Source organism: Microcoleus sp. BROC3 (genome assembly GCF_036702515.1).
Classification (GTDB): Bacteria; Cyanobacteriota; Cyanobacteriia; order Cyanobacteriales; family Microcoleaceae; genus Microcoleus.
In genome coordinates this window covers 35,195-60,354 of record NZ_JAUBTQ010000013.1, presented here as the reverse complement: position 1 = coordinate 60,354, position 25,160 = coordinate 35,195, and the positions used below count along the sequence as shown (strand labels likewise).

The window sequence follows — 25,160 nt, the reverse complement described above, 5'->3', positions numbered from 1 at the left end:
TTCAAGTCGGATGATATTCATCCCTGCTTATTTGCCATCGCCATATCTTGCCTTCTTCAGGATCGTCCACCTCTGCAATGAACTTCATTCCCACTTTTTGCAACACGCTATTCGAGGCATTTTTTTCAGCTAAAGTGTGAGCGATGACTGCTTTCACCTCCTCGTGAGCGAAAGCATAATCGATCATTCCCTGTGCCACCTCTGTTGCAAATCCACGATTCCAATATTCGGAAGCAATTTCATAACCTATCTCTATAGTCCCCGACTCATCAGGTGAGCCTGTGAAACCTCCATTGCCGACAAGCACTTGATTTTTTGGATGAATAAAGAAGTAGCTGTGCCAGTCAGTTGGAGGCGGATTGGATTCGCAAGCTTCGTCAGCAGGGAGGGAAAATGCTTCCGGGAAAAGAGGCCAGCTATTAGGCACTATGACCTTTAAAGTTGCTGCAAGCTCGCTTTTACTTCGTAAGAAAGCTTCTATGTGAATCCTTTCGACGGCAAGTAGTTGAAGATTCTTAGTTGTAATCATTTTTCTACCTTCTTTAACAAGTATGATCTCACAGTATAGGCACTATCGAAACGCTTGTCTCGGAACCCTTGCGAGTTGGTAAGCGCCTCGACTTTCCAACAATTGATATTGATTGGGCTGCAATCCTAATTGCACAAATTTCTCTGGATATCCCAGCAGCAAAATAGAGGGAGAAGTTGCGTTTTTAGATTGCTTAATGTAGTCGATCGCCTTTTGGACAGCTCGGTAGTAAGTCACCGGCTCTTGGGTATAAAAAACCAGACTTGGTTTCCAGAAACCAACCATAATAAACTCTTCCCCCGGCAGTTTTTGTTGAACCGCAACCTGGGCTAACTGTCTCAGAGGTAACTGGCGGTTGATATCGACCACTTTGTAGGCGGGAGTAAGACCAAAGATGATAAATGCTACTAACCCGATCAGGTTAGCAACCAAAATCCAGCGCTGTTGCCGCTTCCAGAGTAAAAGCGCGATCGCCACCGCTGTAATTATCCAAATCGTACCGCCGACAATCAGCAATCCCGACTGCTGAATTGCTTGGGGAAAATTGGGCATTGCCGGGTCATCTCCGAGCCAGTTGTAGCAGTAGAAAGTTGCTCCGGCTACAATTAATAAAAATATGACATTGAAAATGTATGTAACTAACAGTCCTCGCGGTAAAAAAATCGGTTTTTTTTCTAAATTTATCCGCCTGTTTTCTGGTTCGTTACCTGCAATAATATCGCTCCACAGCAGTGTTACCAAAATCGCAGCGGCGGGGATTAAAGGCAATACATAACTCGGCAATTTAGTCACGGCGATCGTGAAAAAGCCAAAGATGCAGCCGAACCAAAATAGGGCAAATAAACTCAACTGAGCCGATCGCGGTTGACGGCGCCAGTAACTCCGCTGCCAAAAACGGGTGCGGGCGATCGCCACGGGCAAATAAATCGACCAAGGTGCAAAACCAACTAGCACTACAAAAAAGTAAAAATACCAAGGGGCAGAGTGCTTGTTGACTACTCCAGTAAAACGCTGGTAATTGTGATAGCCGAAAAAACTGTCAATATAAGTTTGACCGTTGGCTAAAATAACCAAAATGTACCACGGCAGGGCGATCGCCAGAATAATTAAGATTCCAGACACCGGACGCATTTCGCGCCAAAGTTGCCGAAAATTTCCCAAATAAAGCCCGAAGCTGCCAACAATCAGCGCTGGCACGACAATTCCCACAGGCCCCTTAGCCAGAATCGCTAGGGCAATTAGTACGTAAAAAGTCAGATACCACTTATTGGGAAATCGGGAAGCGGAAACCGTAGAAATTTCTGTTTTGTCTCTCTGTTCTTCTAGAGTGTAACCGAGAAAAAATGCGAGGAGTGCCGAACACATACAACCGACTAATAGCATATCGGAAACGCCAGTCCGTCCCCAGGCAATAGTTTGGGGATTTAAAGCTATTAGGGCAGCACCAATCCAAGGAGCAGAAAAAAAGAGCGGAAGACGGCGAGTTTTGAGTTTTGAGTTGTTATTCTCTGTTTCTTCTTCCGGCTTCCATCGAACTTCTTCGTGCTTCCTGACATCCGTTACATCCGTTACAGAATCCGTTGCCGAACTTCCTTCTTCCTTCGATTTCGAGAGGGTATAAAATCCGAGGCAAGTCAGACCGATCGCGCACAAAGCCGAAGGAAGACGCACGGCCCATTCGTTAACGCCCAGAGTGCGGTAAGCCACCGCCATCAGCCAGTAAATCAACGGCGGCTTGTCAAACCTGGTTTCACCGTTGAAATAAGGAGTGATGAAATCCCCTGTCACCGTCATTTGACGGGCGGCTTCGGCAAACAGCGGTTCGGTTTCGTCAACTAAACCGATGTTGCCGAGATTCCACAAAAAAGCCACCGAGGCGATCGCGCACAGCCACAACAGCGACAGCAGCTTTGGTGCGATCCTCTTCGTTGGCGTAGCCCCCGTAGGGGCGGGCTTTCCTTCGGATCGCTGCGCTAACGCTAACGGGCGATTCCTAAACTCTGACAAATTTTTAATAACTTCCTTCACCCAAACTTCCTGCGATTTTAGATTTAAAATTTTAGCTCGCATAGAGAGTCTACCGAAAGATTCGCATTCTCGAAACTCCCAATTCGATCGAATCCGCTTCAACTGAGATGTTGCACCATTCTCAACAAGGCTTTCATGGGCGGGCTCTCCTGCCCACCCCACAAGAAAATTCACTCTTTGTGAAACAGGCCCAAAAGCCTGTTATTTATAATGATGCCGCTATGTGAGTTTAACCTCCCACATAGCGGCACCATTCTCAACAAGACCGGATCGACCGGCTTTCTCGACCAAAATCTCCGCACCTGCTGCTAAGGGTTCAAGGCTGCAAAATTAATTGCCATTCTCTGGCTGTGCTGTTCCAAGCGGGCGAGGCTGTCTCCCCGGCGACGTAAGGTCCCCAATAGCGGCGAGAACCATCCTGAGCAAAAACAACCAAAATGTCTCCCTTTTGGACTTGTAACTTGCCGTCCGGCAGCGATAGCATCAGTCCCTTGTCGCCACCTTCCCCGGGCGCAAAATCCCAGTGCGCGGGTTTTCTGTAGGATTTCTCGGCTTGCCGTTTCGACAGCAGGGCCACTCGCACTGGGTGTTCGCTGCGGTTGCTGACGCGCAGACTACCGGAGGCTTTAGCATTTACAGGGATTGAGGAAAGCAATTCCTCCTCTGACTCTGGGGGGGTTGCTATTGAGTCGGGTTTGGGTTCGCTGGTGGTGCCTGCAGAAGCTGTGGCGACTGGGGAAACGGGGGGTGTGGGGGGGAGTGCGGTGGCTTGTGAGGGCCAATCGCTCGACCGATTTGAACCGTTGGAGATAGTGATTTCAAAACGTCCTATAAACATTCCTGTAATTAGGACGATCGTCACTCCAATTACGATCTGGTAAATTTTAAGCTTCATAAATTTTATGCTTAAAGGATAGACTGCACACCCGCAATTAGTCATAACTATCCTTAATGTAGAACCCGGGGCTGCGGTGCCACAAGATACAGCTACACTTAATTACCTGACTGTTCAGGACAATAACTCGGCGATCGCTCAATACCATCTTAGATGTTAAATTTTAGATTTTAGATGGTGGCGTACTAACCCCGGCCAAGATTTGGAGTTTGTCTGAAGCAGCATTTTTTGACTCATCAGTATAACTTTTAATACCAGTTTAAAAAAAGATGCAACTGTAGGCCCGTGCTCCAAACCCCGATCGTCATCAGTCATTCCCAATTCTAAAATCTAAAATCTAAAATGGTATAACTTCTATGCAGAATACCCGAATTAACAGATTGATTGATGTTCTGGGTGAGCAATTCGGACGCTGGCTGAGCAATCCTTGGCGACGGATTTCGATCCTGGTAATTAGCCTGCTGTCGGGCACTTTTTTGGGAACAGCTATTTCGACGATTGCCGGACAATCCGCTGATTGGGATATTGTCGCGGCCGGGCTGTTGGTGTTGTTGACGGAGTTGACGAACCGACTGGTTTACGGCGGCAAGAGGCCTGCAGCCGGTTATTTGTGGGTGGAGGTGCTCAATTCTCTGAAAATTGGCCTGACTTACAATTTATTTGTGGAAGCTTTCAAACTGGGCTCTTAAAAAATTTTGAATCTATAGGGGCGGGTGGAGTGAGGATCTATGCAATCAAGCAAGTTTACGATTACCCAAACCCGCCCTCCCCACGCTAAGAATATAGACTAATTACTTCGGGTAATTTCTAGAGTAATTCTGCCGCCGAAGTCAGGGATGGGAGCGGCCGGTTTTGAGAGCTGTATCTTGACTTTTTCGACTAAAGGCAGTTGTAAAAGTGCTTGGGCGATCGCATCTGCTAGCCGTTCGATTAATACAAACTTCGAGTTTTTGACTAGCTGTTGAACCAGAGTAATTGCACTTCGGTAATCAAGGGTATGTTCGATATCATCGCTTTTTCCTGCTGGGGATAAATCTAACCAGAGAGTGACATCCACTTCAAACCACTGCCCCAAGACCTGCTCCTCTGGCAGATACCCAGTGTAGCCGTAGCAGCGAATTCCTGTAAGTTGAATTGAATCCATTTTGAAATAAACTAAAACTGCATTGCATATACCAATTTACATTGAACCAGATCAAATTATAATTCTCTTTTCTCTCTTTACTCTGCGCCCTCTGCGCCATTCGCGGTTCAATCACTCTTATTCTATCTTAAATTTCAAAACTGCCCTCCCTTCTCCAACTTGTCCAAAAAATTCTCAGCAACTTGATACCATTTCTTTCTAATTTCTGCATCTTCGGGCTTGTCTGTCAATGTACGACCTTGTAATTCTGGATATTTGTTGTAAAATAATTCATCTACTTTATTATAAAAAATCTCCGGCTCGATATTAAGATTTTTGCGACGCTTGCCAATGTTCTCTTGCCTAGCTATTTCTGCATCTAAAGACTTATCTGGAAAATGCGGAAGTTCGGGAATTTTTGGCAGTTCAGGTAACTTTGGGAGAGTAAAACCAGATTTGACTGCACTAAAAGCTAGAATTCCCGGCAATAAAACCACACTTAAAGTCCCGAGGGTTTTCCAAGGAATTAGCTTAATTTTGCTAGTGTTGCTGTTAACAATTTGAGGGTTCTGCCCCACAGGCATATTGTTATTAGTAGCAGTTTGAGTGCTGTGTTTGAAGGGGCGGCCGACAAAGTTCATTGTCACCATTTGGGAAATTATACTGCCAATTTGAGATAGTTTGGGATCTTTGAGTGCTTCGCGGACTTCTTTTGCAGATTGGTAGCGATCGCCCGGTTGTTCAGCTAACATCTTATCCAACACTGTGCCGAGATTTGAGCTGACACTGACGTGCGATCGCCAATCCCAAGTTTTATTATTGATATCGTACAATTTTTGAGGCTTTTTGCCGCTTAGCAGTACCAAAGCCGTGACGGCTAAAGCGTACAAATCGCTAGCAGCAGAAACTTTCCCCAGTCGTATTTGTTCGGCCGGCGAATAACCCTGTTTGCCGATCGCCGTATCCGATTGTCCGTTAAACTGAAGTACGGCATTGGCTGCGATTTGCTTGACTGAACCGAAATCAATTAAAAATGGTAGTTTGTCAGCATCATGCTGAATAATATTATCCGGGGAAATATCGCGGTGAATTAAATTTTTTGAGTGGATGTATTCTAAAACTGGTAAAAGCTGAAATAGCAGTTGAGTAACTTCGGCTTCGGTAAAATTTTTACCTTGCTGCTGGCGCGATATCAATATTTCTTCGTAGGTTTGACCCTTGATATAATCTTGCACTAAAAATAAAGATGGATTCCCGCCCAAATCCGTTCGCAGGAGTTCTCGAAACCTGGGGATTTGCGGGTGTTGGAGGTGGTAAAGCATACTCGCTTCGCGATCGAACAATTCGGCAGCTTTCGGGCTGTGAACTACCGGAGAAAACTCTTTGAGTACGCAAGATTCGTTGTAGCGGTTGATGTCTTCGGCGAGGTAAGTGCGCCCGAAGCCACCGCGACCTAATTCGCGGAGAATGCGGTAGCGTTTTTCGAGAGTCGAACCGGGGGCGAGGAGGGAAGAGTTAGACATAAACCACGGCAAATTGTTCGAGTTGGGGAGTCGCCGAGCACAGTATAGCTTATTGTAGCTAAGTTTGTTTGAATGTCAGGGCGATCGCTTTTTTTGGGATGGATGAAGGAGAAGGGACACTTTGCTTAAGATGCAGTATCTACAGGCTATTGGGTGGGTTTTACCAGCCATCTATGTCGGAAACAAACAATAATATAACAGCGCACTCTTAAAATCATCCCTACTGCGATCGCACTTATTCACCTACTTTTTCTGCTAACTTATGCTCTTTGAAAGCTTCTAACAGCTTTCTATTTTAAAATTTAGGTACAATTCGATTTCGATCGCCCTCCGGCCTTCATGGAAAAAGAAAAAGTGCAGAGAATTCAAGGGTAGAGAAGAGTTCTCGCGGGAAGACTAAAGCACATAACCGAAAACCGGAGACTACGCAGAAACCAGAGCAACACGAAAACCGTAAAAACCGTAGCGTACGGGTCCGTCCACCGAAACGCAATTACGCATGGCACTGCGGCATTCATCCAAATAGGAGCACCAGTCGCCACCACGCATCACCCGCAAATGATCTGTGCCAGTTTCCCAGCCAGTTTCCCAGAAACTGCCGTCAGTTGGTGCGCCCTGATAGTTTTTGTACCACCTATCGCTGCACCACTCCCAAACATTGCCGTGCATATCGTACAGCCCAAAGGCATTGGGGGGAAAGCTCCCGACATCAGTTGTTCGTCCGAATGTACCCAGTATTGGTCTGCCTGAGTGTTCGGGCAATCGTAGCTCACAATTGACTAAAGCGGAGGTAGTTTCCCCAAAATGGAATGGGGTTGTTGTACCAGCACGACAGGCGTATTCCCATTCTGCTTCACTCAGGAGGCGATATTTTTTCTTGGTTTGTTGGGAAAGTTTTCCACAGAATTCAACAGCATCATACCAGGATACACATTCAACAGGAAGTTGTTCACCTTTGAAATGTGATGGGTTGTTTCCCATCACTGCTTGCCACTGTGCTTGAGTGAGCGGGTATTTTCCGGCATAAAAAGCGGGTACTTTTACTTGATGCTGCGGACTTTCATTATCCCATCTAAATCTCTCTGTTTGTGGCGAACCCATCATAAATGTGCCACCGGGAATATATACCATTTCCAGCACAACTGAGTTCCCTAAGTCTTCGGGGAAAAAGTGAGCATAATGATGGTGGTGATTGTTGTCTTTTCCTTCAGCATCAACTGTTATGACATCAAAGTCAAAAGTCGGCAAATAGTGGTGGAACTGCCCTTTTATATTTAGTTGATTTTTATGCTTCAGCAGCGAATAGGCTGCAAATTTGACCTTTATTGATTCATCTTGCAGTGCGCCAATTATTAAATCTAAGCCAGTTTCTCCATATTTAATCGCTTCTGAAAGTGCGGTGATTCTGACTTCCACAGCGGGTGATGCCAAACGACTTTTAACGCCGGGAACCCCGCCTAAAACGGCGGCATCGAATGGTGCTTGAGATTCACCGCCCTTTACGGCATCGTATTCTCTGGGTTGATTTGGATTTTCTGTCATAATCGGGACTTACATAGGTGTCACACTTCTATCGAGTTGTAGGGTGCGTCAGACGCAGTTCTAGGGTGATTATTCAGGAACTCGGATTCTGACGCACCCTACTAATTATGCCCGTTGCGTAACTCCTGTATTACAAATCTCGATGTGTAAATTCCTTAGCTTCTTTCCCTACATAACTAGCCGCAATATGGCCATCTCCAACAACTCGATACTTATAGGTAATCAACCCCTCTAAACCGACAGGCCCGCGAGGCGGCATTTGCTGCGTGCTAATCCCTACTTCTGCACCGAAACCGTAGCGGAAGCCGTCGGCAAATCGAGTCGAACAATTGTGATAAACTCCGGCCGCATCGACTCCATTTAAAAAAGTTTCGGCGGCTTCGCTATCTTCGGTAACAATGACATCGGTATGTCTGGAACCGTATGTATTGATATGGTTTATTGCCTCTTCGACAGAATCTACTATTTTGATTGACAAAATCAAATCGCTGTATTCTGTAGACCAATCGGTTTCTGTCGCTTCGGCAATATTTTCGAGGATGGGGCGAGTTTTTTCGTCTCCCCGCAGTTCGACTTTTTTCTGCTGCAAAGCTGCGGCGACAGCAGGCAGGAATTTGGCGGCGATCGCACTGTGAACTAACAAGGTTTCAATGGCATTGCAGGCGGCTGGATACTGAGTTTTTGCATCCACAGAAATCTCTACTGCTTTCTGAATATCCGCCGCTTTGTCTGCGTACAAATGACAAATTCCGTCGGCGTGTCCTAACACGGGAATTCTAGTATTTTCCTGCACGAACCGCACGAAGGAATTAGAACCTCTGGGAATAATCAAATCTACATATTCATCCATTTTCAGCAGTTCGATTGTTTCTTCCCGCGTTGTCAGCAACTGCACAACTTCGGGATTAACTGCGGTTTCTGCTAATGCTTGATGTATCACTTTTGTCAAAATTTCGCAGGAACGGACTGCTTCTTTGCCTCCTTTGAGAATGACGCCGTTTCCGGATTTAATTGCCAAGGATACTATCTGAATTAAAGCTTCTGGGCGCGCTTCAAAAATAATGCCTAAAACGCCCAAAGGACAGGTGATGCGCTTCAGAATTAATCCTGTATCCAATTCACGGTGAATTTGCACGACACCGATCGGCTCAGGGAGTTTCGCAACGTCGCGCACGCCCGCGATCGCACTTTTCAACTTGCTCTCATCCAACTTTAGGCGATCGTACAGCGGTTTCGCTATTCCATCCACCTCAGCCGCCTTGCAGTCAGCAGCATTCGCCGCCACAATATCCGGCGCAGCAGCTTCTAAAGCTTTAGCTATAGCCTCAATAGCGTGATTTTTGGCATCAGCGGACAAAACTGCCAATTTTCTAGCAGATACGCGCGTTTTTTGGGCAATTTCAATAATAGACATGGCAGTAACTTTCAAATAGTTTTGATTGTTGGATTTTGAATTTTGAGTTTTGAATTGAATCCGCACAAATAAATTTCGGGGCGGTTTTCAGTCTTAACAATTTTAGAGGAAATTCTATATTTTTGTTGACACCCCTTACAGCAATCCGCATTAACAGGTTAAAACAGTGAAGTATAGATAAAATCCCACGGTCATTTCCATTTGTCAATAACCTTTGGAGATTATTATGTCATCTCACGCCCCTTTACGCAAGGCAGGGCGAGCCGCCAAAGCCGGCGTTAAACTGATACAGAAAACGGGCGGAAATCTCGTTTTAGCTTCCGGCGTCACCATCAGCCTGCTGTTTGGTATGGTGCTAGCGCTATCCTTAGCATCAGTTTTAATTCTCAACAGTCCCGATCCAGTCACCGGATTGGCGATCGCACTTCCCATAACTCTGATTTTTAACATCGCTGCTTTTTTCCTATCGCCTTACTTGATGGATTTAAGCCAAAATTGGCTATACCATACTCGCTGGGTTTCCCTAGCAGAAATAGAAAGCCTAAGTCCCGAAACAGCAAAAGTTATTAAGAAGGTTTGCAAGCAGAAAAAACTCTCTTCTCCGCGTTTAGGAATTATCGACGACCAAAACCCTACTGCTTTTACTTACGGTTCATTTCCCAACAGCGCTCGCTTAGTCGTCAGTCAAGGTCTTTTTACCTATTTAGACGACGAGGAAATTGCCACTGTTTACGCCCACGAACTCGGTCACATCGTCCACTGGGACTTTGCAGTAATGACTTTAGCTTCGACTTTGGTGCAGATTACTTATTTAATTTACACAACAGCTCAAAGAATGGGTCGAAGTGGTGGCGAAAAAGCTAAAGATGCGGCCGGTACGGTAGCTGCTGTTGCTTATTTGTTTTACATCGCAGGCACTTATTTATTGCTGTATTTGTCGCGGACGCGAGAATATTTTGCCGACCATTTTGCTGCCGAAACTACTGGCAACCCCAACGCTTTGTCTCGCGCTTTGGTAAAAATTGCTTACGGTATTTTGGAAGAAGGACAAAGAGCCACCGAACCCAGCCGCTTATTAGAAGGAACTCGCGCTTTAGGCATTTACGATGCGAAAGCTGCCACATCTACCGGTACCGCTTACCGGATTTCTTCGGAACCAGAAAAGATTGGGCGAGTGTTTTTGTGGGATATGTTTAATCCGTGGGGTTGGTGGATGGAGTTGAACTCTACTCACCCGCTGACTGGTAAACGAGTTCGTGCTTTGAGCACTTATGCCGAACAATTAGGCTTGGATGTTGAGTTTGACATGGGTCGGATTGTCGGCGAAGGCAACGATTTGAGCAAGCGGAGATTGTACGGCAATTTTGTGTTCGATTTACTGCTGTACAGTGCAGAAACTCTGGGGTTAGCGGTGGGTTTTGCGATCGGCATTTCCCTGTATGCTGTAAACCCGATGATGATGGTGGCTTGTCCTTTAATCGGTTTGGGCGTGGGAATTTTGCTCAAAACTATGGTGATGTTCCCGAATTACCAACAAGCAGAACATTTGGATGTTTTAACCTTAATGTCTGACCCCTATGCAAGTCCTTTGCGGGGTCAACCGGCACAACTGCAAGGCGAATTAATTGGTCGCGGCGATGCGGGTTATACCTTCGGTTCTGATTTGAAATTGCAAGATAGAACGGGAATGATTTATCTGCGATATGCTTCTCGTTTTGGGCCTATTGGTAATTTTATGTTTGGCATGAAACGGGTTAAAAGTTTGATTGGAATGGATGTTAGCGCATTGGGTTGGTTCCGCCGGGGTGTTGCACCTTGGATGGATTTGATTCAGCTTGAAAGCGATAGCGGTACGACGGTTAAGAGTTATCACCGCTTCTGGTCTTTTGTGATGGGTATCGGTGCGATCGCGATCGGTATTGCCTCGCTATTTATATCATTTGCTGCTTAAAAGTTGAAAGGAATAAAGTCCTTACTACAAACAGGTTCATAGTGAAGACTTTATTCGTCTTAAGTCAGGGTTAAGGACTCAACCATTAGTATCAACTTCAACAGTTGACAGATTAACCTCTTCCTGAGTATAATCCCTGGGTGTTAAACCAGGGGCTTAACTGATGACCTATCGCTGTTAAGTGGTTGATCTGGTTTGAATTCCGGTGTGGAACGCAATTGCTTCAGATCGATAAATACCGAAAATTGGCTGGTATCCAACAACCCGGCTTTAAGCTGTTTTTTCTTCTGCAATTGTTGACCGATCGCACAAATTTTGCACATGATTTTAGCTCTTTTTGATGATATAATAGTCGTTCTGGAAATCATGGGCTAGTTGCTTGATTTCAACGCTGCTAAACCCAGCTTCACTCAACATTTGCAGCGCTTTTTCTTGACCCCACATCGTGCCCAATCCCATGCCGCCATAGGCTAAAGAAACTGTCATGCAGTGCATACAAGAAATGGTGTAGAGGAAGGGGGCAAAGGGATGGTCTAGATTACCGCCGACATCCGTGGTGGCGCGGATATCTTGCATCAAGTAAACACCATCGGGACGCAACGCTTTGTAGATGTTTTGCAGGACAATATCGGGTCTGGCTTGATCGTGAATTGCATCAAATGTGGTTATGAAATGGTAGCGATCGCATTCATCCAATGTGGCGGCATCCTTCACCTCAAACTGGATATTATTCAACTTCCGCAATTGCGCTTCGGTGTTGGCAGTGGCGATGGCTTCTCCCGAAAAATCATAGCCTGTGAATCGGCTATTGGGAAAGGCTTCAGCCAGCTTGTTGAGTGCTCGCCCGCTACCGCAGCCGACATCTAGCACCTCAATACCCCGCTGCAACGCTTCGGTAAGTCCGGGAATCAGTGGCAGAATATGGTCAAATAGAGCAGATACCACGGTTTGTACGCTATCTTCTGCCATCACGGCATGAAAACGTTTGAACTCTGAATAGGGTACACCGCCACCTTTGTAGAAACAATCAATAATCCGATCTTCCACCGATGCCAACACCGGAATGAATTGAGCAAAGGGGGCAATGTTGTCAGAAGCCGCAGCCCGTGTCAGGAATGCTGCATATTCTGTCGGCAAAGTGTAGGTTTTGTCGATCGAATTATAATCCACTAAGCGACCCGTTACCATTGCACCGAGCCATTCCCTCACGTAGCGTTCGTTCAATCCGGCAGCATCGGCAATTTGTTGACTGGTAGAGGGCGGCAATTCTGCCATTGTGTCAAACAGTTCGGTGCGATGCCCGATCGAAATCATGACTGATAGTGCGCCACTGTTGAGAATGTCCAGCATCCGTTCGGCGAATGCTTCTGCTTTGGTTTGATCGAATGTTTGTGTCATCATAATTTAATGGTGATGGTATTCAAAAGTCATCAGTCAAAAGTCATTAGTCATTAGTCATTGGTTATTGGTTATTGGTTATTAGAACAAACAAATAACCAACCGTCAACCGTCAACCGTCAACCGTCAACAATCATTCCGGTGTTACCGGAATTGATTTCACGCATCTGTTCTTGCACCCAAATTTCAAACAATTCGCGCAGCAAACGTTGACGCATCGCTAAATCAAACTGAGCCGGAATCAATGTTTCTAATCTGACGATCGCCAGCCATCCTTCTACAGGCATAGGATGCCAAAGCTGACCGGGCCCGCTTATCGCCAACAGATGCGCCAAATTCGGGTGGATTGTGCCGAGTTCCGCCGGGCCAACGATTCCATTGACTTGAGCTTCTGGGCCTTGGGAATACTCGCGCGCCAGTTCGGCAAAGGATTGCTCTTTTTCTTGAATCCGAAAATACAGTTCGCGCGCCATTTCTGCGTCTTTAACCCGAATCAAAGAATAGATGACTCGATCTAGCGATCGCTTGCGTTGCAGAAAATATGACTCTAGTTTGTGATGCCAAGTTTGGTGTTTAAATTTCTCAATTTTGAGCAGCCTTGGAATGAAAACAGTCTCTAAAAATTCCCGACTCATCCCGTGCTGTTTTAGCCAAATCTGTTGTGTGGTTTCGTCGCTCAGTTGATTTTGTTCGTAGAACTGCTGGCGGACATTCGCGATTTCTTCGGCGGTGCAATCAATGGGGGCGATCGCTTCATCAATGATGCTCTCGCGGTATAATTGGGGCAGCATTTGGTAGCTGGCAAGTCGAGGAACTATCTCCTCCCCAGAGAGGGTGCGATTGCGGATTTGTAATAAAACTGCGGTCATAGCTGTCTGGCTTCAATTAAAGCCATTTGAACGAACAATTGATAGGGTAAGGTGCACAGTGTGCACCCTACAGATAGAGTTTTTACATCCAGGATTTTCTAGTTGGGAATCGGAGTCAAGGTAACAGAGTAATTAGTGTTACCTGTGAATTGAGAGGCTTGAAGATAGTAGTTAGTTGCAGGAGCCAAGTTTTGGACAAATCCTTCGGAAATAGTGCCTCGCTTAACCACACTTCCAATTACCTCACCTGCATCGACGGCGCGATTGTTGTTTTTGTCTTGAATCAATCGGAGATCGGCATCAGCGCTGAGATTATTGAGACCAAAGTGATAAAATCCCTGGGTATTGACAGCCAGATGGATAGTATCGGTGGTGTCGGTGTTACCCACAGAACCTTGATGAGTTCTTGGTTTGTCGTTGGAAAAGACGGCACCGAAATCAGCTTCTACGGCGAGGACTTTGCTGGGTGTTCCGATCGCGTCAGCCGATACTCTCAAATTGTAGGGAGTATCGTTGAACGCACGGTTCCGATTGACTTGCACCACGTAATTGCCTGCATCAACGTCAGCAACTGCTGAGGACAAGTTGATTACTTCATCCAAACGCAATCGATCGGAAATAGCAATTTGCTTATCGTTACCATCAACTAAGCCATTGCCATTGAAATCGCGAAATAGTTGAACATTCAGATCGTCGGTCATACCAACCAGCCCAAGGTTGATATTTTTATCGCTATCCAGACGGAAACTGTAGGTGTCTTTGCTGTTGAGATTACTGATAGTGCGGCGCGGAACTACTACGGCACTATTAGATGGCAAGGTACCAAGGTTAAATTCAGCCATTTTATTTCTCCTTAAAGTGTAAAGGGATTAGTTAATTTGCTGGTTGTTTGCTTAACTTGATATCAATCTAACGAGGCGATCGTTCCGAAACCGTTCCGAAAGCGTTCTCGAAGCGTTCCCAAAGCATCAAAGCCCGATCTGCCGCACGAATTTAAGGTTTGAGAACTTCCGCACACCAAACGCAATCGAAGGGAATTCCCGCTTTACCGTGGGCTTCTCGAATCACTTCCGCATCGGGTGCATTCAGTTCGCACACCACACGAGTTTTATCCAGCGACGCAGAGGAACGCACCCATTCAATACCCCGTTCCTGATAGCAGGCTAAAATTAATCGCTGGGCTTCGTTCCACTCTTCATCGCTAAAGCCATTCGGATAGCTTCCCTCCAACACCTTGAGGATTGGTTCGTTCCATACAGGTGGCACACCTTCAGGTTCAATAACTTGGGCTGTCCAAACCTTGCTAAATCCAACATCGGCTTGGCGATAAGCTTGTCGCACAGACTCTGCATCTGGTGCCTCAAAGGTGCAAATCATGCGATCGCGATCGGCTGAGAGTAAAGAGTACCACCACTTGGCATTTCTTGCCCCAAGACAATCCAAAACTCGCGTATCAGCTAACATTTCTGCGGTGATGGGTCGATCGGCAACGGTTTCAACTTTGATAAGAGACATAATTACTTCCTCTTAATTAGTAATGACTGTTGATTGGTCACTGTTGACTGTTAACTACTGACTCATGACTAATTGTAGCGATTGATGATTTTCCTCACTCTCACCCGAATTTTTTCAGCGCCTCGCAGTGGACAAAGTGAGCGAGTTGTCACCCCCCCAGTATAAACGTGGGTAAAGTCTGCTCTACGATCGCATTCTCAACCAATCTGTAAATGATAGTGCGATCGTACAAAAATATCAGAAAATTAAGTTCTTGCCTGATGGATCTCTTGAGCAGTCCTCAATCCAGATGCTAATGCGCCCTGCATCCATCCCCTCGTAGTAGAAGTGTGTTCTCCAGCAAAATAGACTTTACCTTCCGACTTTCCAAGTTCATCAAAAAACTTTTTTTCTTGCTCTTCAGTCGGGTATGCCCAACCTGACCTCGACCAAGGATCTTTAGCCCAAGAATAACTGGTCATCTTGCCCTGATAAGCACTTACACCAGGGAGAATCTTTTCCCATCGCTGTAGTAATTGAGGCAATTGTTGCTCTGGGGCGAGGGCATCCATAGCAATGGCATTTTCCCCTTTCAGATAAGCTTCCAAAATACCTGTTTTTCCTGGAAAATCCCAACTTGGTTGCCACAGTTCTTCAGGACGATCCTCAAACAAACCCCAACCATTCAATCCTTCTTTTTCCCAGAATCTTTCGGAGAATTCAACAAACATTCGTGTCGCTGCGCGATAATTATAACCCCCAGCGATAGCAAGCTGTTTTTGAGGTGATAGTGGAGGCTGAAAGTTGATCTGTCCCAAGACTGGCAAGGGAACAGTACATACTACGCAGTCTCCAGTGTATTGCTGTCCTGATTGGCACAAGACTTGAACCCCTGAAGAAGTTTGTTCAATGCGAGTAACCGCAGATCCTAGATGAATTTTATCAACTAGAGCGGTAGCAAATGCTTGTGGTAATCTATCTGAACCTTGAGCAATTTTAGCAACTTTTGATATGTCTCCTCCCGGTATAATTTTAGCTAAATCATCAGCAGGAATCAGAAGACGTTGCCCATTCTTCACAGAAATGTAAAGCCCATCCGGTGGTAAAAAACGCTTGAGAGTCAAACCAAAATGTTGAGCATAGCCAAGTGTTAAATTGTGATCGGATGGAATTCTTGCTGCTCCCGCTTCTACAAAATGATTATCACTAAAATTGCCTCGCAAGGTCAAAACTCTCCCTCCTACTCGCTCGCGGGCTTCTAAAACCGTTACTGTATGACCTACTGCTGCTAACTCGTAAGCGGCAACCAAACCAGACAACCCCGCTCCGACGACGATCACTTTCTGAGAGGATAGTCCTTTCTCTAATGCTCCTGGAGTTCGGGAGTTTTGGGCTTTAACTTGAGCATGGGCTATTACCGCACCAAACGTTACAGCGCTACTTAATAGAAATTGACGGCGATTCATTTTAAACATAGCGTTCTAGCCAATAATTACAGTAATACTAAAGGTTTTGCATAATTTAGCAAAAAAGGAGAATATGAAGCAATTATCAAACAAGCTGAAGAGTTTAAAAAATTAGATCGGCGATATGAAGTAAAGTAAAGTTCCCTGTGATGAACACCATCCCTAATTGCAGTTCGCTACAATTAATGACTAATAACTAATGACTAATCTGTTCGATCGCCCGATCGACAGCAGTGCGGGCGCGGAAACTCAGCGCAGGGCAATCTATGCGATCGCGCAGCGATTCAAACCGCGCGATCGCCCCTTCTCGATCGCCCAAAGCTAAAGCAGCCTCAATCAAAATCGCCCAAGCCAGAGCAATCTCGCTGGGATGATCGACCGTCTGAGCGGCTTCTAAAGCAGCTTCAGCGCGGGCTGTTGCCAAAAGAGGTCGATCGCACTCTAAATCCACTTGAGCGGCCCCAATCAGCACGTAAGACAGCATCCGTTTGGCATCCACCTGCTGCAAAGTCGCGATCGCCCGCTCCAAAGCAGCATCGGCTTCAGTTTGCTGAAGCTGATAGTTTGCTAAAGCTAAAAGTGCATTGGCGATCGCCCCTTCACTGCCTTCGCCTTTAATTTTGGCTCCGACGATCGCCATTTCCTGACAATAAGGCAATGCCGCCGCCGGATCGCCCGCTTCCAGTTCCGTCATCGCCAAATAGCTGAGGTTATAACACTCGCACCAGCGATCCTGCTGGGCCGCGGCCGATCGCCACGCCTGTTGCCACAAAACTCGCGCTTGGGCATAGTTCCCGTGATGGCGCTGTACGGCACCCAACCCTTGGTCAATTCCGATGTTCTTCAAACCAACTCTCTCAGCCAGGGACTGCGCCTCTAGCAACAATGCTTCTGCCCGCGCCATTTCCCGTCCAATTTCCGCCAAGCAAGACCCGCCATAGGCCAGCAATCGCACGGCAGTAGCTGGACTGGATGCCCGACTTACCTCTGCTGCGCGCAGCGAGTGTTGATGAACGTTGGCGAAGTTGCTGCGATCGAAATGCAAGATCACCAATGCTTCAAGTCCCGTGGCTTCTGCTTCTTCTAAACCGAGAGCATTTGCTTCATCGATTAAGCGGTGCACATCGCTGTCGAGTTGAGAAACTCGATCGCCCGTAACGCCTGCGATCGCGCTAACCCGCAGCAATTTTAAATGCAATTGAATGCGAGTGCGATCGTCAAGTCCTTGACACTGCTCAATCCCAAGCTGAGCCAATTCTGATGCTTCCGCGTAGGCAAACACTTTCAAGCAACGTTCTGCTGCGGACAAGGCGCTAGACGCTGCCAATTGTCGATCGCCCCCGATGGCCGCGTGACGGGCAATATCGCCAGCCCAGGCGCCGTCTGGTGTGGAGAGTTGATTCAACTTATGGGCAATTTGCAAATGTATCAAATGGCGGCGCGGTTGTGACAACTGCCGGTAGACAGCCTGACGCACAATATCGTGAGCAAAGTCATAGCCGATTTCGTCACCGACAGAGGCGCTGGGACGGATAATGGTTTGTTGTTCGAGCTGTTCGATCGCCATCAGCAATTTCGGCAGCGGATAGTCTGCCACATGAGCCACCGCTGTCGGTTTGAAGCTCCGCCCCAATGCAGCGGCCCAAGGCAAAAATTCGCGAGCCATGTCATCCAATTGCTGGAGGCGATCGCGGATCAAAGCCTCTAAATTATCAGCAGGAGTAGACCGATCCTGGGACAATGCCCGGGCAACTTCCAGCGCAAACAGGGGATTCCCCCCACTATCGATAAATACGCGCTCGACCGCTTCTGGAGATAGCTCTAACGGATTAACCGCTTGCTGTCTGCGAATCAATTCAGCCGTTTGTTGTCGATCGAAAGGATGCAATTCCAGCGTTAGCAGCCGTCGTTCTCGTCTGAGAGCCTGCACCACCCGCTCCATGCCCGCATTCTCCTCTAGTTCCGTGGAACGGGCGGTGCAGGCGAATAAAATCGGCTTGTGACTCAACAAGCGGATGGCGTAGTGTAGCAATGCCGATGAGGCTTCATCGATCCACTGAATGTCATCCAGAATGACGATTAACGCAGCCTCACTGGCAGATTGAGCCAGCAATTGTACCACCGCATCAAACAGATGACTGCGATCGGGCGGAGCTTTCCCAGGTTGAGCGAGCTCTGGGAGCAAGAAACCTAGCTCCGGCGGAATGTTGAGGGCGGGGGGAATAACGATCGATCGCAGCGCATCAATCCAGATGCCGTAGGGTCGCACCATCTCGGCGGCAAATCCGCGTCCCCACAGCACTTGAACCGCCTGTGCCGTGGCTCGTAGCTCCTCCAGCAAGCGAGTTTTGCCGATTCCGGGTTCGCCCGCGAGCAAGAGCACTGGCGATGCCTCAGCGCTGGCGATCGCGCCGCAGTTCGCAAGCAGTATCGGCTTTGCCCACTGCTGAATCGATGCCCATTCGCGATCGCGTCCCACTAGAGGCGACAAAGCTAAAGGCGAGGGAAACAAATTCGTTTGGGGTGGCCCAGCGGAGTCAGAGGAGCGTTGAATGTCGGGCGCTTCGTCTTCCAGCAACAGTTGCTCGTAGAGCTTGCGAACGATCGCACTAGGGTCAACTCCTAGTTCCTCGCGCAGCAAAGTCATGCAGCGGTGGTAGACTTGCAGTGCATTGGCGCGATCGCCGTTCAAATGGTGCGATCGCATCAAAGCTGCGTAGCTGGTTTCGTGCAACGGATCGATCTCCAGTAAGCGCTGTGCAGAGCGGATTGCAGCCCGATAATCACCCTGAGCTTCCGACAGGCGAGTCAGAGATTCGAGTGCGTGGAGCAATTTCTGTCGCAGGTGTTCGCGTTCTGGAAAAATCCACTCATCCTCACAACTCGGCAGCAAATCACCGCCGTAAAGCGCGATCGCTTGCTCCCAGGCAGTTCTGGCACCGTTAACATCTGCGGCTCGTTCCGCTGCTTCTGCTGCGGCGAATGCCCGTTCAAACTCAGCCACATCCAGCAGGAAAGGTGCATGGGGATTCCATTGTAGGGTTTTGGCATCCGCCAGCAGGTAGCGATCGGCATCGGGGAGTCCCTGACGCAGGTGATGCAATTCCCGGCGCAAGTTGGTGCGAGCTTGGGCCTCCGTTGAATCGGCCCAGAATTGAAAGGCAAGCCGCTGACGGGTTTGCGGGATATCGCGATGCAGTACCAGGTAAGCCAACAAAGCTTGCGGGCGCTCTGTGGTGACACCGACAACGGGCTTGTCTGCACAGGAAAGGCAGAATCCGCCTAGTAGTTTGATATCTAAGGTAGAAAGCATATAGCTAGATATTATTTGTGATTTTAATCCATGCTCCGGTGTGTTAACTTCAGGAATGTCCGCAGGTGGCGATCGCAAATTTAAATGACATTACTATACTATGTTATCCGTGCGGCAATCTGTTTGAACTAGGCCCACTTTTGTATTTTTAATATAAATGTAATATAGATGCGGTACGATCGATTTCACTACTACTCTCACTCAATGCAATTAACAAGGCAAACATGATCGCCAAAATTGCTACCCTCAGCCTCTTGTTTATAGTTTTGACTCTAGCATTCAGCAACAGGCTTTTCAAAAATCATCTGTTAAAACCTTTCACTGACAGCAATTTGTCCAACCAATTAACATCTGATTTGACAACTTTGACCGCCCAAACGGAAAACCAGGACAAAAAAAATACCATGCAAAGTATTCTCGATGACAGCGCAAAATTAGAAAAACTAGCTAGCGATTTCCAATTTATAGAAGGCCCGATTTGGCATCCAGAGGGCTTTTTGCTGTTCAGCGATATTCCAGCCAATATTATCTATAAATTCGCCTCAAATCAGCAAGTTGAGGTATTTCGCCGCCCTTCGGGAAAAGCCAACGGTAATACTTTAGACAAAGAAAATCGCTTACTTACTGCCGAACACGAAAATCGCCGCGTATCCCGCACAGAAAAGGACGGCAAAGTTATCACATTGGCGGATAGATACGAGGGCAAGCGGCTCAACAGTCCGAACGATTTGGTTGTTAAATCCGACGGCAGCATTTATTTTACAGATCCGTCCTACGGTGTTAGTAAAGAGCAGGAAGAATTGGGTTTTTACGGTGTTTACAGGCTGGCACCCGACGGAAAATTAACTCTGCTGGTTAAGGATTTGGTGCTGCCGAACGGCCTCGCATTTTCACCAGACGAGCAAAAACTTTATGTCAACAATTCGGAAGCGGGATACATTGCCGTTTTCGATGTAAAACCGGACGGAACTGTTACCAACCAGCAGCTTTTTGCGGATTTAAAAGATGCCAGTAAAGGCGGAGTTCCCGACGGTCTAAAAGTTGATGTAGAGGGGAATGTTTACAGCACCGGGCCGGGGGGAGTGTGGATTTTTTCGCGAGGTGGCAAGCTTTTGGGGAAGATTTCTGTGCCTGAGACGGCGACTAATTTGGCTTGGGGAGAAAGCGATCGCAAAACGCTTTACATTACGGCAAATACAAGTCTGTATCGGATTCGGCTTAAAATTGCGGGCGTGCGGCCTGGAAAATAATCTAAAATCGGGCGAAATTGAAAGTAAAGCGGCATTGGTAGGCGAATCTCATATAAAGTATTTGTTTGTAGTAGTTCTTCAGCGCTGCTGCGAACTTTTATTTAAGACATTTTTTGACCGAGAATTTTTTGATGGTACCCGCCACGCGATCGATCCGTGGAATCAATCCAAAATCTAAAATCTAAAATCCTCAAGCCCCCGACTCGATCCGTGGGGTCAATCCAAAATCTAAAATCTAAAATCTAAAATCGAATGACTGCGATGTTCATAGCCCGCTTGCATAAATTTCTGACTGCGACTGTGGATGAAAAATCCCGATCGCGCACAATATTTTGGTTAACTCTGAGCTTGACATTTGCCGCAGTTTATGCTATTTTAGGACTCAAGCAAGTCTTTAGCGCCGAGTATATGGTGCAAGACGATGCGAGGCAGCACGTTTTCTGGATGATGCGGTTTGTCGATCCTGAATTATTCCCCAACGATTTCATTGCTAATTACTTTCAATCTGTCGCCCCCGCAGGATACAGTACGCTCTACAAATTAGCAGCAACTGTTGGCATTCACCCGCTATTTTTTCACAAAATATTGCCACTATTTCTAGGCTTAATCTCCACTTATTACTGTTTTGGCCTTTGCCTAGAAATGTTGCCAGTGCCGATGACTGGATTTATTGCATCTTTGCTGTTAAATCAGCATATGTGGATGACCGATGATTTGGCTTCCACAACGCCAAGAGCTTTTGTCTATCCGATATTTCTGGCCTTTTTATATTATTTGTCCCGCAGTTCCTTGCTGCCTTGTTTAGGAGCGATCGCGCTAATCGGACTATTCTATCCTCCTTACGCCTTGGTTGCTGCCGGAATTTTAGTTTTGCGCCTGGTATGCTGGGAAAACGGCGGTTTGCGCTTGTCGGGCGATCGAACTAATTACCTATTTTGCACTACAGGTTTGGGAGTAATCTTTTTAGTAATGCTGCCCTATGCGTTAGATAACTCTGAATTTGACCCAACTTATACCGCAGCAGAAGCGAAGCAAATGGCCGAATTTGCACCAGACGGCAGAAATGCTTTTTTTCGTCCAAATCCCAAAGATTATTGGTTGACAGGGCGGGGCAGCGGGATGTTTCCCAAGTCGCTGTTTACGCCTGTAACTCACTGTGTCGGATTGTTATTTCCGCTGCTGCTGTTTTTGCGATCGGCTTTTCCCTTAGCAAATCAGATTCAAAGCAAAATCTGGCTTTTGCTTCAGCTATTTTTAGCATCCTCGGCGATGTTTTTTGCGGCTCACGCTACCCTTTTTAAGCTGTATCACCCAGGTCGCTATACTGCCTACAGCTTGCGATTTATTGTTGTTTTAATAAGTGCGATCGCCCTAACGTTAATCATTGATGGAGTCGGTCATTGGGCATCAAAAACCGCAACAACATTTCAGTTTAAAAATCAAGTTGCCCTAATGACGACAGCGATTATCGCTGTCGCAGTGGTGCTTTATCCCTGCTTGGTGGAAAAATTTCCCACAGTCGGATATATAGAAGGTAAAATGCCGGCTTTGTACAAATTTTTTGAGCAACAACCTAAAGATATCCTGATTGCTTCGATCGCGGCAGATACGGATCATTTGCCAACATTTAGTCAGCGTTCGGTTTTGGTGGCAAAGGAATATGCAGTGCCTTTTCATAAAGGCTACTACAGCAGATATCGGCAGCGAGTTAGGGATTTAATTCGCGCTCAGTACACTCCCGATCGAGCTGTATTGCAAAACTTCATTAATAGCTATGGACTTGATTTTTGGATGCTCAATCGCAATGCGTTGACTCTTCAGTATTTAGAGGGTTACGGCTGGCTCGATCAGTTTGATACTACACAAGAGGCGATGCTTTCTTTCAAACAAGGGAAAATTCCCGCCTTAGCTTCAGCAATCACAAGTTGTGCTGTTTTTCAAAATGAAGTTGTAGTGGTTTTGGATGCGTCTTGTATTGTAAAATTGATCGGGAATTAAGACCGATAGGAGCCAGAAATAAATCCGTTACCATCCTGTGACTGGGAACCAGAAAAAACTCGGGTTTCTTGACTAAAAATCTCGGTTTTCCGGTTGCACCGGAGGCCAAAAACCCGGTTTGCGACCCTAAAATTAGTAGTTTAGTGATTTATAGTGACAATCCCGCTGCGATTGCCACTCCCGATCGGTGATTTTGCGGATATGGTGCAATTAAATAATCTCCTAAATCAAAGGTGAATAGAGATCCGGGGTCAGGTTGGTAGAGAATGAAAAGTGCATAAAGGCTCGATCGCCAATTATCTCTTTAACAAAAACATGGCAACACTTTACGTCAACCCGCAAACAGGCAGCGATTCCGCAGCCGGCACCCAATCGGCTCCATTCAAAACGATCGCCCGCGCGATCGCCCGCGCTGCATCGGGAACTGCGATTCAGTTATCACCGGGAACTTACAGCGTTGGTAGTGCCGAACAATTCCCCTTGGAAATTCCCTCGGGAGTAAAAGTTATTGGCAATGAAGCTAACAAAGGTAGAGGCATTCTGATTCAAGGCAGCGGCAAATTTGTAAGTCCCACCGCTGCGGGCCAAAATATCACTATACTGCTAGCAACTAATTCCCAATTGCGCGGAGTAACTGTCACCAATCTCGATAGTCGCGGCACGGCAGTCTGGATTGAGTCAACTTCTCCGACTGTGGCTAACTGCACTTTCACCCTTTGCAAGCGCGAAGGCATTTTTGCCACGGGAACCGCTAATCCTGCGATTCTCGACAACATATTTGTAGAAAACTCAGCGGCTGGCATAATTACGGCGGGAACTGCTAAGGGAGTAATACGGCGCAATATTTTTCAAAAGACGGGTTTCGGCATTTCTCTGCAAGCTCAGTCGGCTCCTTTGATTGCTGATAACCAAATTTTGGAAAATCGCTCCGGTATCGTTTTAGCGGGGGAATCTAAGCCGATTTTGCGCAAGAATCGCATTGAAAAAAATACCGAAGACGGTTTGACTGCGGTGGGGAAGTCGCTGCCAGATATTGGTACGGCTCAAGATTTGGGCGGCAATATTTTTCTGAATAACGGTGAATTAGACTTGCAAAACGCGACTGGGGTTAAGATTTCTGCGGTGGGCAATCAGCTCAATTCTTCGCGGGTGAAAGGTTTATTTGATTTGGGCAATGTGACGCCAACTCCGACTCCTGGCGGGCTAAAGTTCAGCGACATCAGCACGCATTGGGCCAAGGATTTTATCGATCGCTTGGCAAAGATGAATATTGTTAGCGGGTTTCCCAACGGCACTTTTCAACCTTACGACAGTGTAACTAGAGCTCAGTATGCGGCTATGTTGGCGAAGGCGTTTGAATTGGTGCCGCGCCGTGAGGCGACGGTTTTTAAGGATGTGGCGGCGGATTTTTGGGCGCAGGGAGCGATCGTCCAAGCTAATCGAGCTGGGTTTTTGGTGGGATATCCAGACAGCACGTTTCGCCCGGAGCAGAATTTGACTAGAGTTCAGGCGATCGTATCTTTGGTAAACGGCTTGCAGTTGGCGGGCGGCAACCCCAATTCTTTGAGCGTTTATGTCGATCGAGCTCTGATTCCCAGTTTTGCCACCGACGAGATAGCAACCGCCACAGAGCGCAAAATCGTGGTCAACTATCCCGCGCGCGAAAAACTTTCCCCCGCCCGCGATATCACCCGGGGCGAGATATCCGCGCTCATCTATCAAACTCTCGCAGCCACAAATCGAGCCGAGCCAATTAACTCTCCCTACATCGTCTAAGTCCGCTAGCATCGGAATTAATATTACTCACAGTCAGGACACGGCGAGTGCCCCGTGTCCTCGGTATCATTCCGATGCACCCGGAAACGATATCAGGTACACAGAACCAACCCATCTCCCCTCTCCCTTGTCTCCGATTTCCCCACTCTGCCCCACTCCCAGTCTCCCAAGTCTTGATTTGCGAGTACCCGAATCGTTTTATGATTAAACATTAAGAAATTAAGCAATCCTTTAGGTTCGACTGTCAGATTATGGCTAAAATTCAATTTTCTCGGGGTATGGATGAAGATTCTGTGCCCCAAGTGCGCCTAACCCGTTCAAAAAGCGGAGATCAAGGCACTGCCACGTTTATCTTTGAAAATCCCAAAGCTCTCAGCAGCACCAGTACCGAAGACATTACTGGAATGTACATGATCGACGAAGAAGGCGAAATGCTCACTCGCGAGGTTAAGGCTAAGTTCATCAACGGTCAGCCTGCGGGTTTGGAAGCTCTTTATATAATGAAAAGTCCCGCAGAATGGGATCGATTTATGCGTTTCATGGAACGCTACTCGGAAGCAAACGGCTTAGGATTTAGCAAGGCATAATGGG

At 47.0% G+C, this 25,160-nt stretch carries 19 protein-coding genes; 6 read left to right on the top strand and 13 right to left on the bottom strand.

Annotated features, from left to right (window positions below):
• Window position 1 precedes the first annotated feature (1 nt).
• From QUB30_RS10830 to QUB30_RS10820, 3 genes are all read right to left on the bottom strand, one after another.
• A complete protein-coding gene (locus QUB30_RS10830) occupies window positions 2–529 on the bottom strand; it encodes a GNAT family N-acetyltransferase (RefSeq protein WP_333333017.1) in 528 nt (175 codons plus the stop codon).
• A 42-nt stretch (window positions 530–571) separates the two neighbouring features.
• Window positions 572–2,599 (bottom strand): glycosyltransferase family 39 protein, encoded by a 2,028-nt coding sequence (locus tag QUB30_RS10825; protein WP_333333124.1) that lies wholly within the window; start codon window positions 2,597–2,599, stop codon window positions 572–574.
• Between the two features lie 274 nt (window positions 2,600–2,873).
• Window positions 2,874–3,452 carry a hypothetical protein gene (locus tag QUB30_RS10820; RefSeq protein ID WP_333333015.1) on the bottom strand — a complete coding sequence of 193 codons (579 nt, stop codon included), beginning with the start codon at window positions 3,450–3,452 and terminating at the stop codon, window positions 2,874–2,876.
• 356 nt (window positions 3,453–3,808) lie between these two features.
• Between QUB30_RS10820 and QUB30_RS10815 the strand changes: the two genes are divergently transcribed.
• The gene (locus tag QUB30_RS10815) at window positions 3,809–4,141 is read left to right on the top strand and encodes a DUF565 domain-containing protein (RefSeq protein WP_333333012.1); all 333 of its coding nucleotides are present in this window, start codon (window positions 3,809–3,811) and stop codon (window positions 4,139–4,141) included.
• Window positions 4,142–4,239: 98 nt separating this feature from the next.
• Here QUB30_RS10815 and folB read toward each other — a convergent pair whose 3' ends face one another.
• The 4 genes from folB to QUB30_RS10795 form a co-directional block, all read right to left on the bottom strand.
• Complete coding sequence (gene folB / locus QUB30_RS10810; protein ID WP_333333010.1) at window positions 4,240–4,596, bottom strand: dihydroneopterin aldolase; 357 nt, start codon at window positions 4,594–4,596, stop codon at window positions 4,240–4,242.
• A 134-nt stretch (window positions 4,597–4,730) separates the two neighbouring features.
• Window positions 4,731–6,098: a serine/threonine-protein kinase gene (locus QUB30_RS10805; protein ID WP_333333008.1), complete on the bottom strand. Its 1,368-nt coding sequence runs from the start codon at window positions 6,096–6,098 to the stop codon at window positions 4,731–4,733.
• Window positions 6,099–6,521: 423 nt separating this feature from the next.
• Window positions 6,522–7,640, bottom strand: coding sequence for a formylglycine-generating enzyme family protein (locus QUB30_RS10800; RefSeq protein WP_333333006.1), 1,119 nt, complete (start codon window positions 7,638–7,640; stop codon window positions 6,522–6,524).
• 130 nt (window positions 7,641–7,770) lie between these two features.
• Entirely contained in the window at window positions 7,771–9,054 is a 1,284-nt protein-coding gene (locus QUB30_RS10795) for a glutamate-5-semialdehyde dehydrogenase (protein ID WP_333333004.1), read from the bottom strand.
• Window positions 9,055–9,280: 226 nt separating this feature from the next.
• On the opposite strand from QUB30_RS10795, the gene QUB30_RS10790 reads away from it, so the two are divergent.
• Window positions 9,281–11,005, top strand: coding sequence for a zinc metalloprotease HtpX (locus tag QUB30_RS10790; protein ID WP_333333003.1), 1,725 nt, complete (start codon window positions 9,281–9,283; stop codon window positions 11,003–11,005).
• 327 nt (window positions 11,006–11,332) lie between these two features.
• Here the strand turns inward: QUB30_RS10790 and QUB30_RS10785 are convergent, their stop codons facing one another.
• From QUB30_RS10785 to QUB30_RS10760, 6 genes are all read right to left on the bottom strand, one after another.
• Complete coding sequence (locus QUB30_RS10785) at window positions 11,333–12,406, bottom strand: class I SAM-dependent methyltransferase (RefSeq protein ID WP_333333000.1); 1,074 nt, start codon at window positions 12,404–12,406, stop codon at window positions 11,333–11,335.
• Window positions 12,407–12,522: 116 nt separating this feature from the next.
• Window positions 12,523–13,272 carry a peptidylprolyl isomerase gene (locus QUB30_RS10780; protein ID WP_333332998.1) on the bottom strand — a complete coding sequence of 250 codons (750 nt, stop codon included), beginning with the start codon at window positions 13,270–13,272 and terminating at the stop codon, window positions 12,523–12,525.
• A gap of 98 nt (window positions 13,273–13,370) precedes the next feature.
• Window positions 13,371–14,114 carry a hypothetical protein gene (locus QUB30_RS10775; protein ID WP_333332996.1) on the bottom strand — a complete coding sequence of 248 codons (744 nt, stop codon included), beginning with the start codon at window positions 14,112–14,114 and terminating at the stop codon, window positions 13,371–13,373.
• Between the two features lie 151 nt (window positions 14,115–14,265).
• Entirely contained in the window at window positions 14,266–14,787 is a 522-nt protein-coding gene (locus QUB30_RS10770; RefSeq protein WP_333332994.1) for a DUF4242 domain-containing protein, read from the bottom strand.
• A gap of 245 nt (window positions 14,788–15,032) precedes the next feature.
• Entirely contained in the window at window positions 15,033–16,241 is a 1,209-nt protein-coding gene (locus QUB30_RS10765; RefSeq protein ID WP_333332991.1) for a flavin monoamine oxidase family protein, read from the bottom strand.
• 187 nt (window positions 16,242–16,428) lie between these two features.
• Window positions 16,429–19,545, bottom strand: coding sequence for a BTAD domain-containing putative transcriptional regulator (locus QUB30_RS10760; protein WP_333332989.1), 3,117 nt, complete (start codon window positions 19,543–19,545; stop codon window positions 16,429–16,431).
• Window positions 19,546–19,769: 224 nt separating this feature from the next.
• Here QUB30_RS10760 and QUB30_RS10755 point away from each other — a divergent pair, with 224 nt between their 5' ends.
• The 4 genes from QUB30_RS10755 to psb28 all read left to right on the top strand — a co-directional run bounded on the left by QUB30_RS10755 (window position 19,770) and on the right by psb28 (window position 25,156).
• Entirely contained in the window at window positions 19,770–20,795 is a 1,026-nt protein-coding gene (locus tag QUB30_RS10755; RefSeq protein WP_333332987.1) for an SMP-30/gluconolactonase/LRE family protein, read from the top strand.
• A gap of 252 nt (window positions 20,796–21,047) precedes the next feature.
• Window positions 21,048–22,793 (top strand): hypothetical protein, encoded by a 1,746-nt coding sequence (locus QUB30_RS10750; RefSeq protein ID WP_333332986.1) that lies wholly within the window; start codon window positions 21,048–21,050, stop codon window positions 22,791–22,793.
• A 315-nt stretch (window positions 22,794–23,108) separates the two neighbouring features.
• The gene (locus QUB30_RS10745; RefSeq protein ID WP_333332984.1) at window positions 23,109–24,569 is read left to right on the top strand and encodes a DUF1565 domain-containing protein; all 1,461 of its coding nucleotides are present in this window, start codon (window positions 23,109–23,111) and stop codon (window positions 24,567–24,569) included.
• A 251-nt stretch (window positions 24,570–24,820) separates the two neighbouring features.
• Complete coding sequence (gene psb28, locus QUB30_RS10740; RefSeq protein WP_333332981.1) at window positions 24,821–25,156, top strand: photosystem II reaction center protein Psb28; 336 nt, start codon at window positions 24,821–24,823, stop codon at window positions 25,154–25,156.
• Window positions 25,157–25,160: the final 4 nt, after the last annotated feature.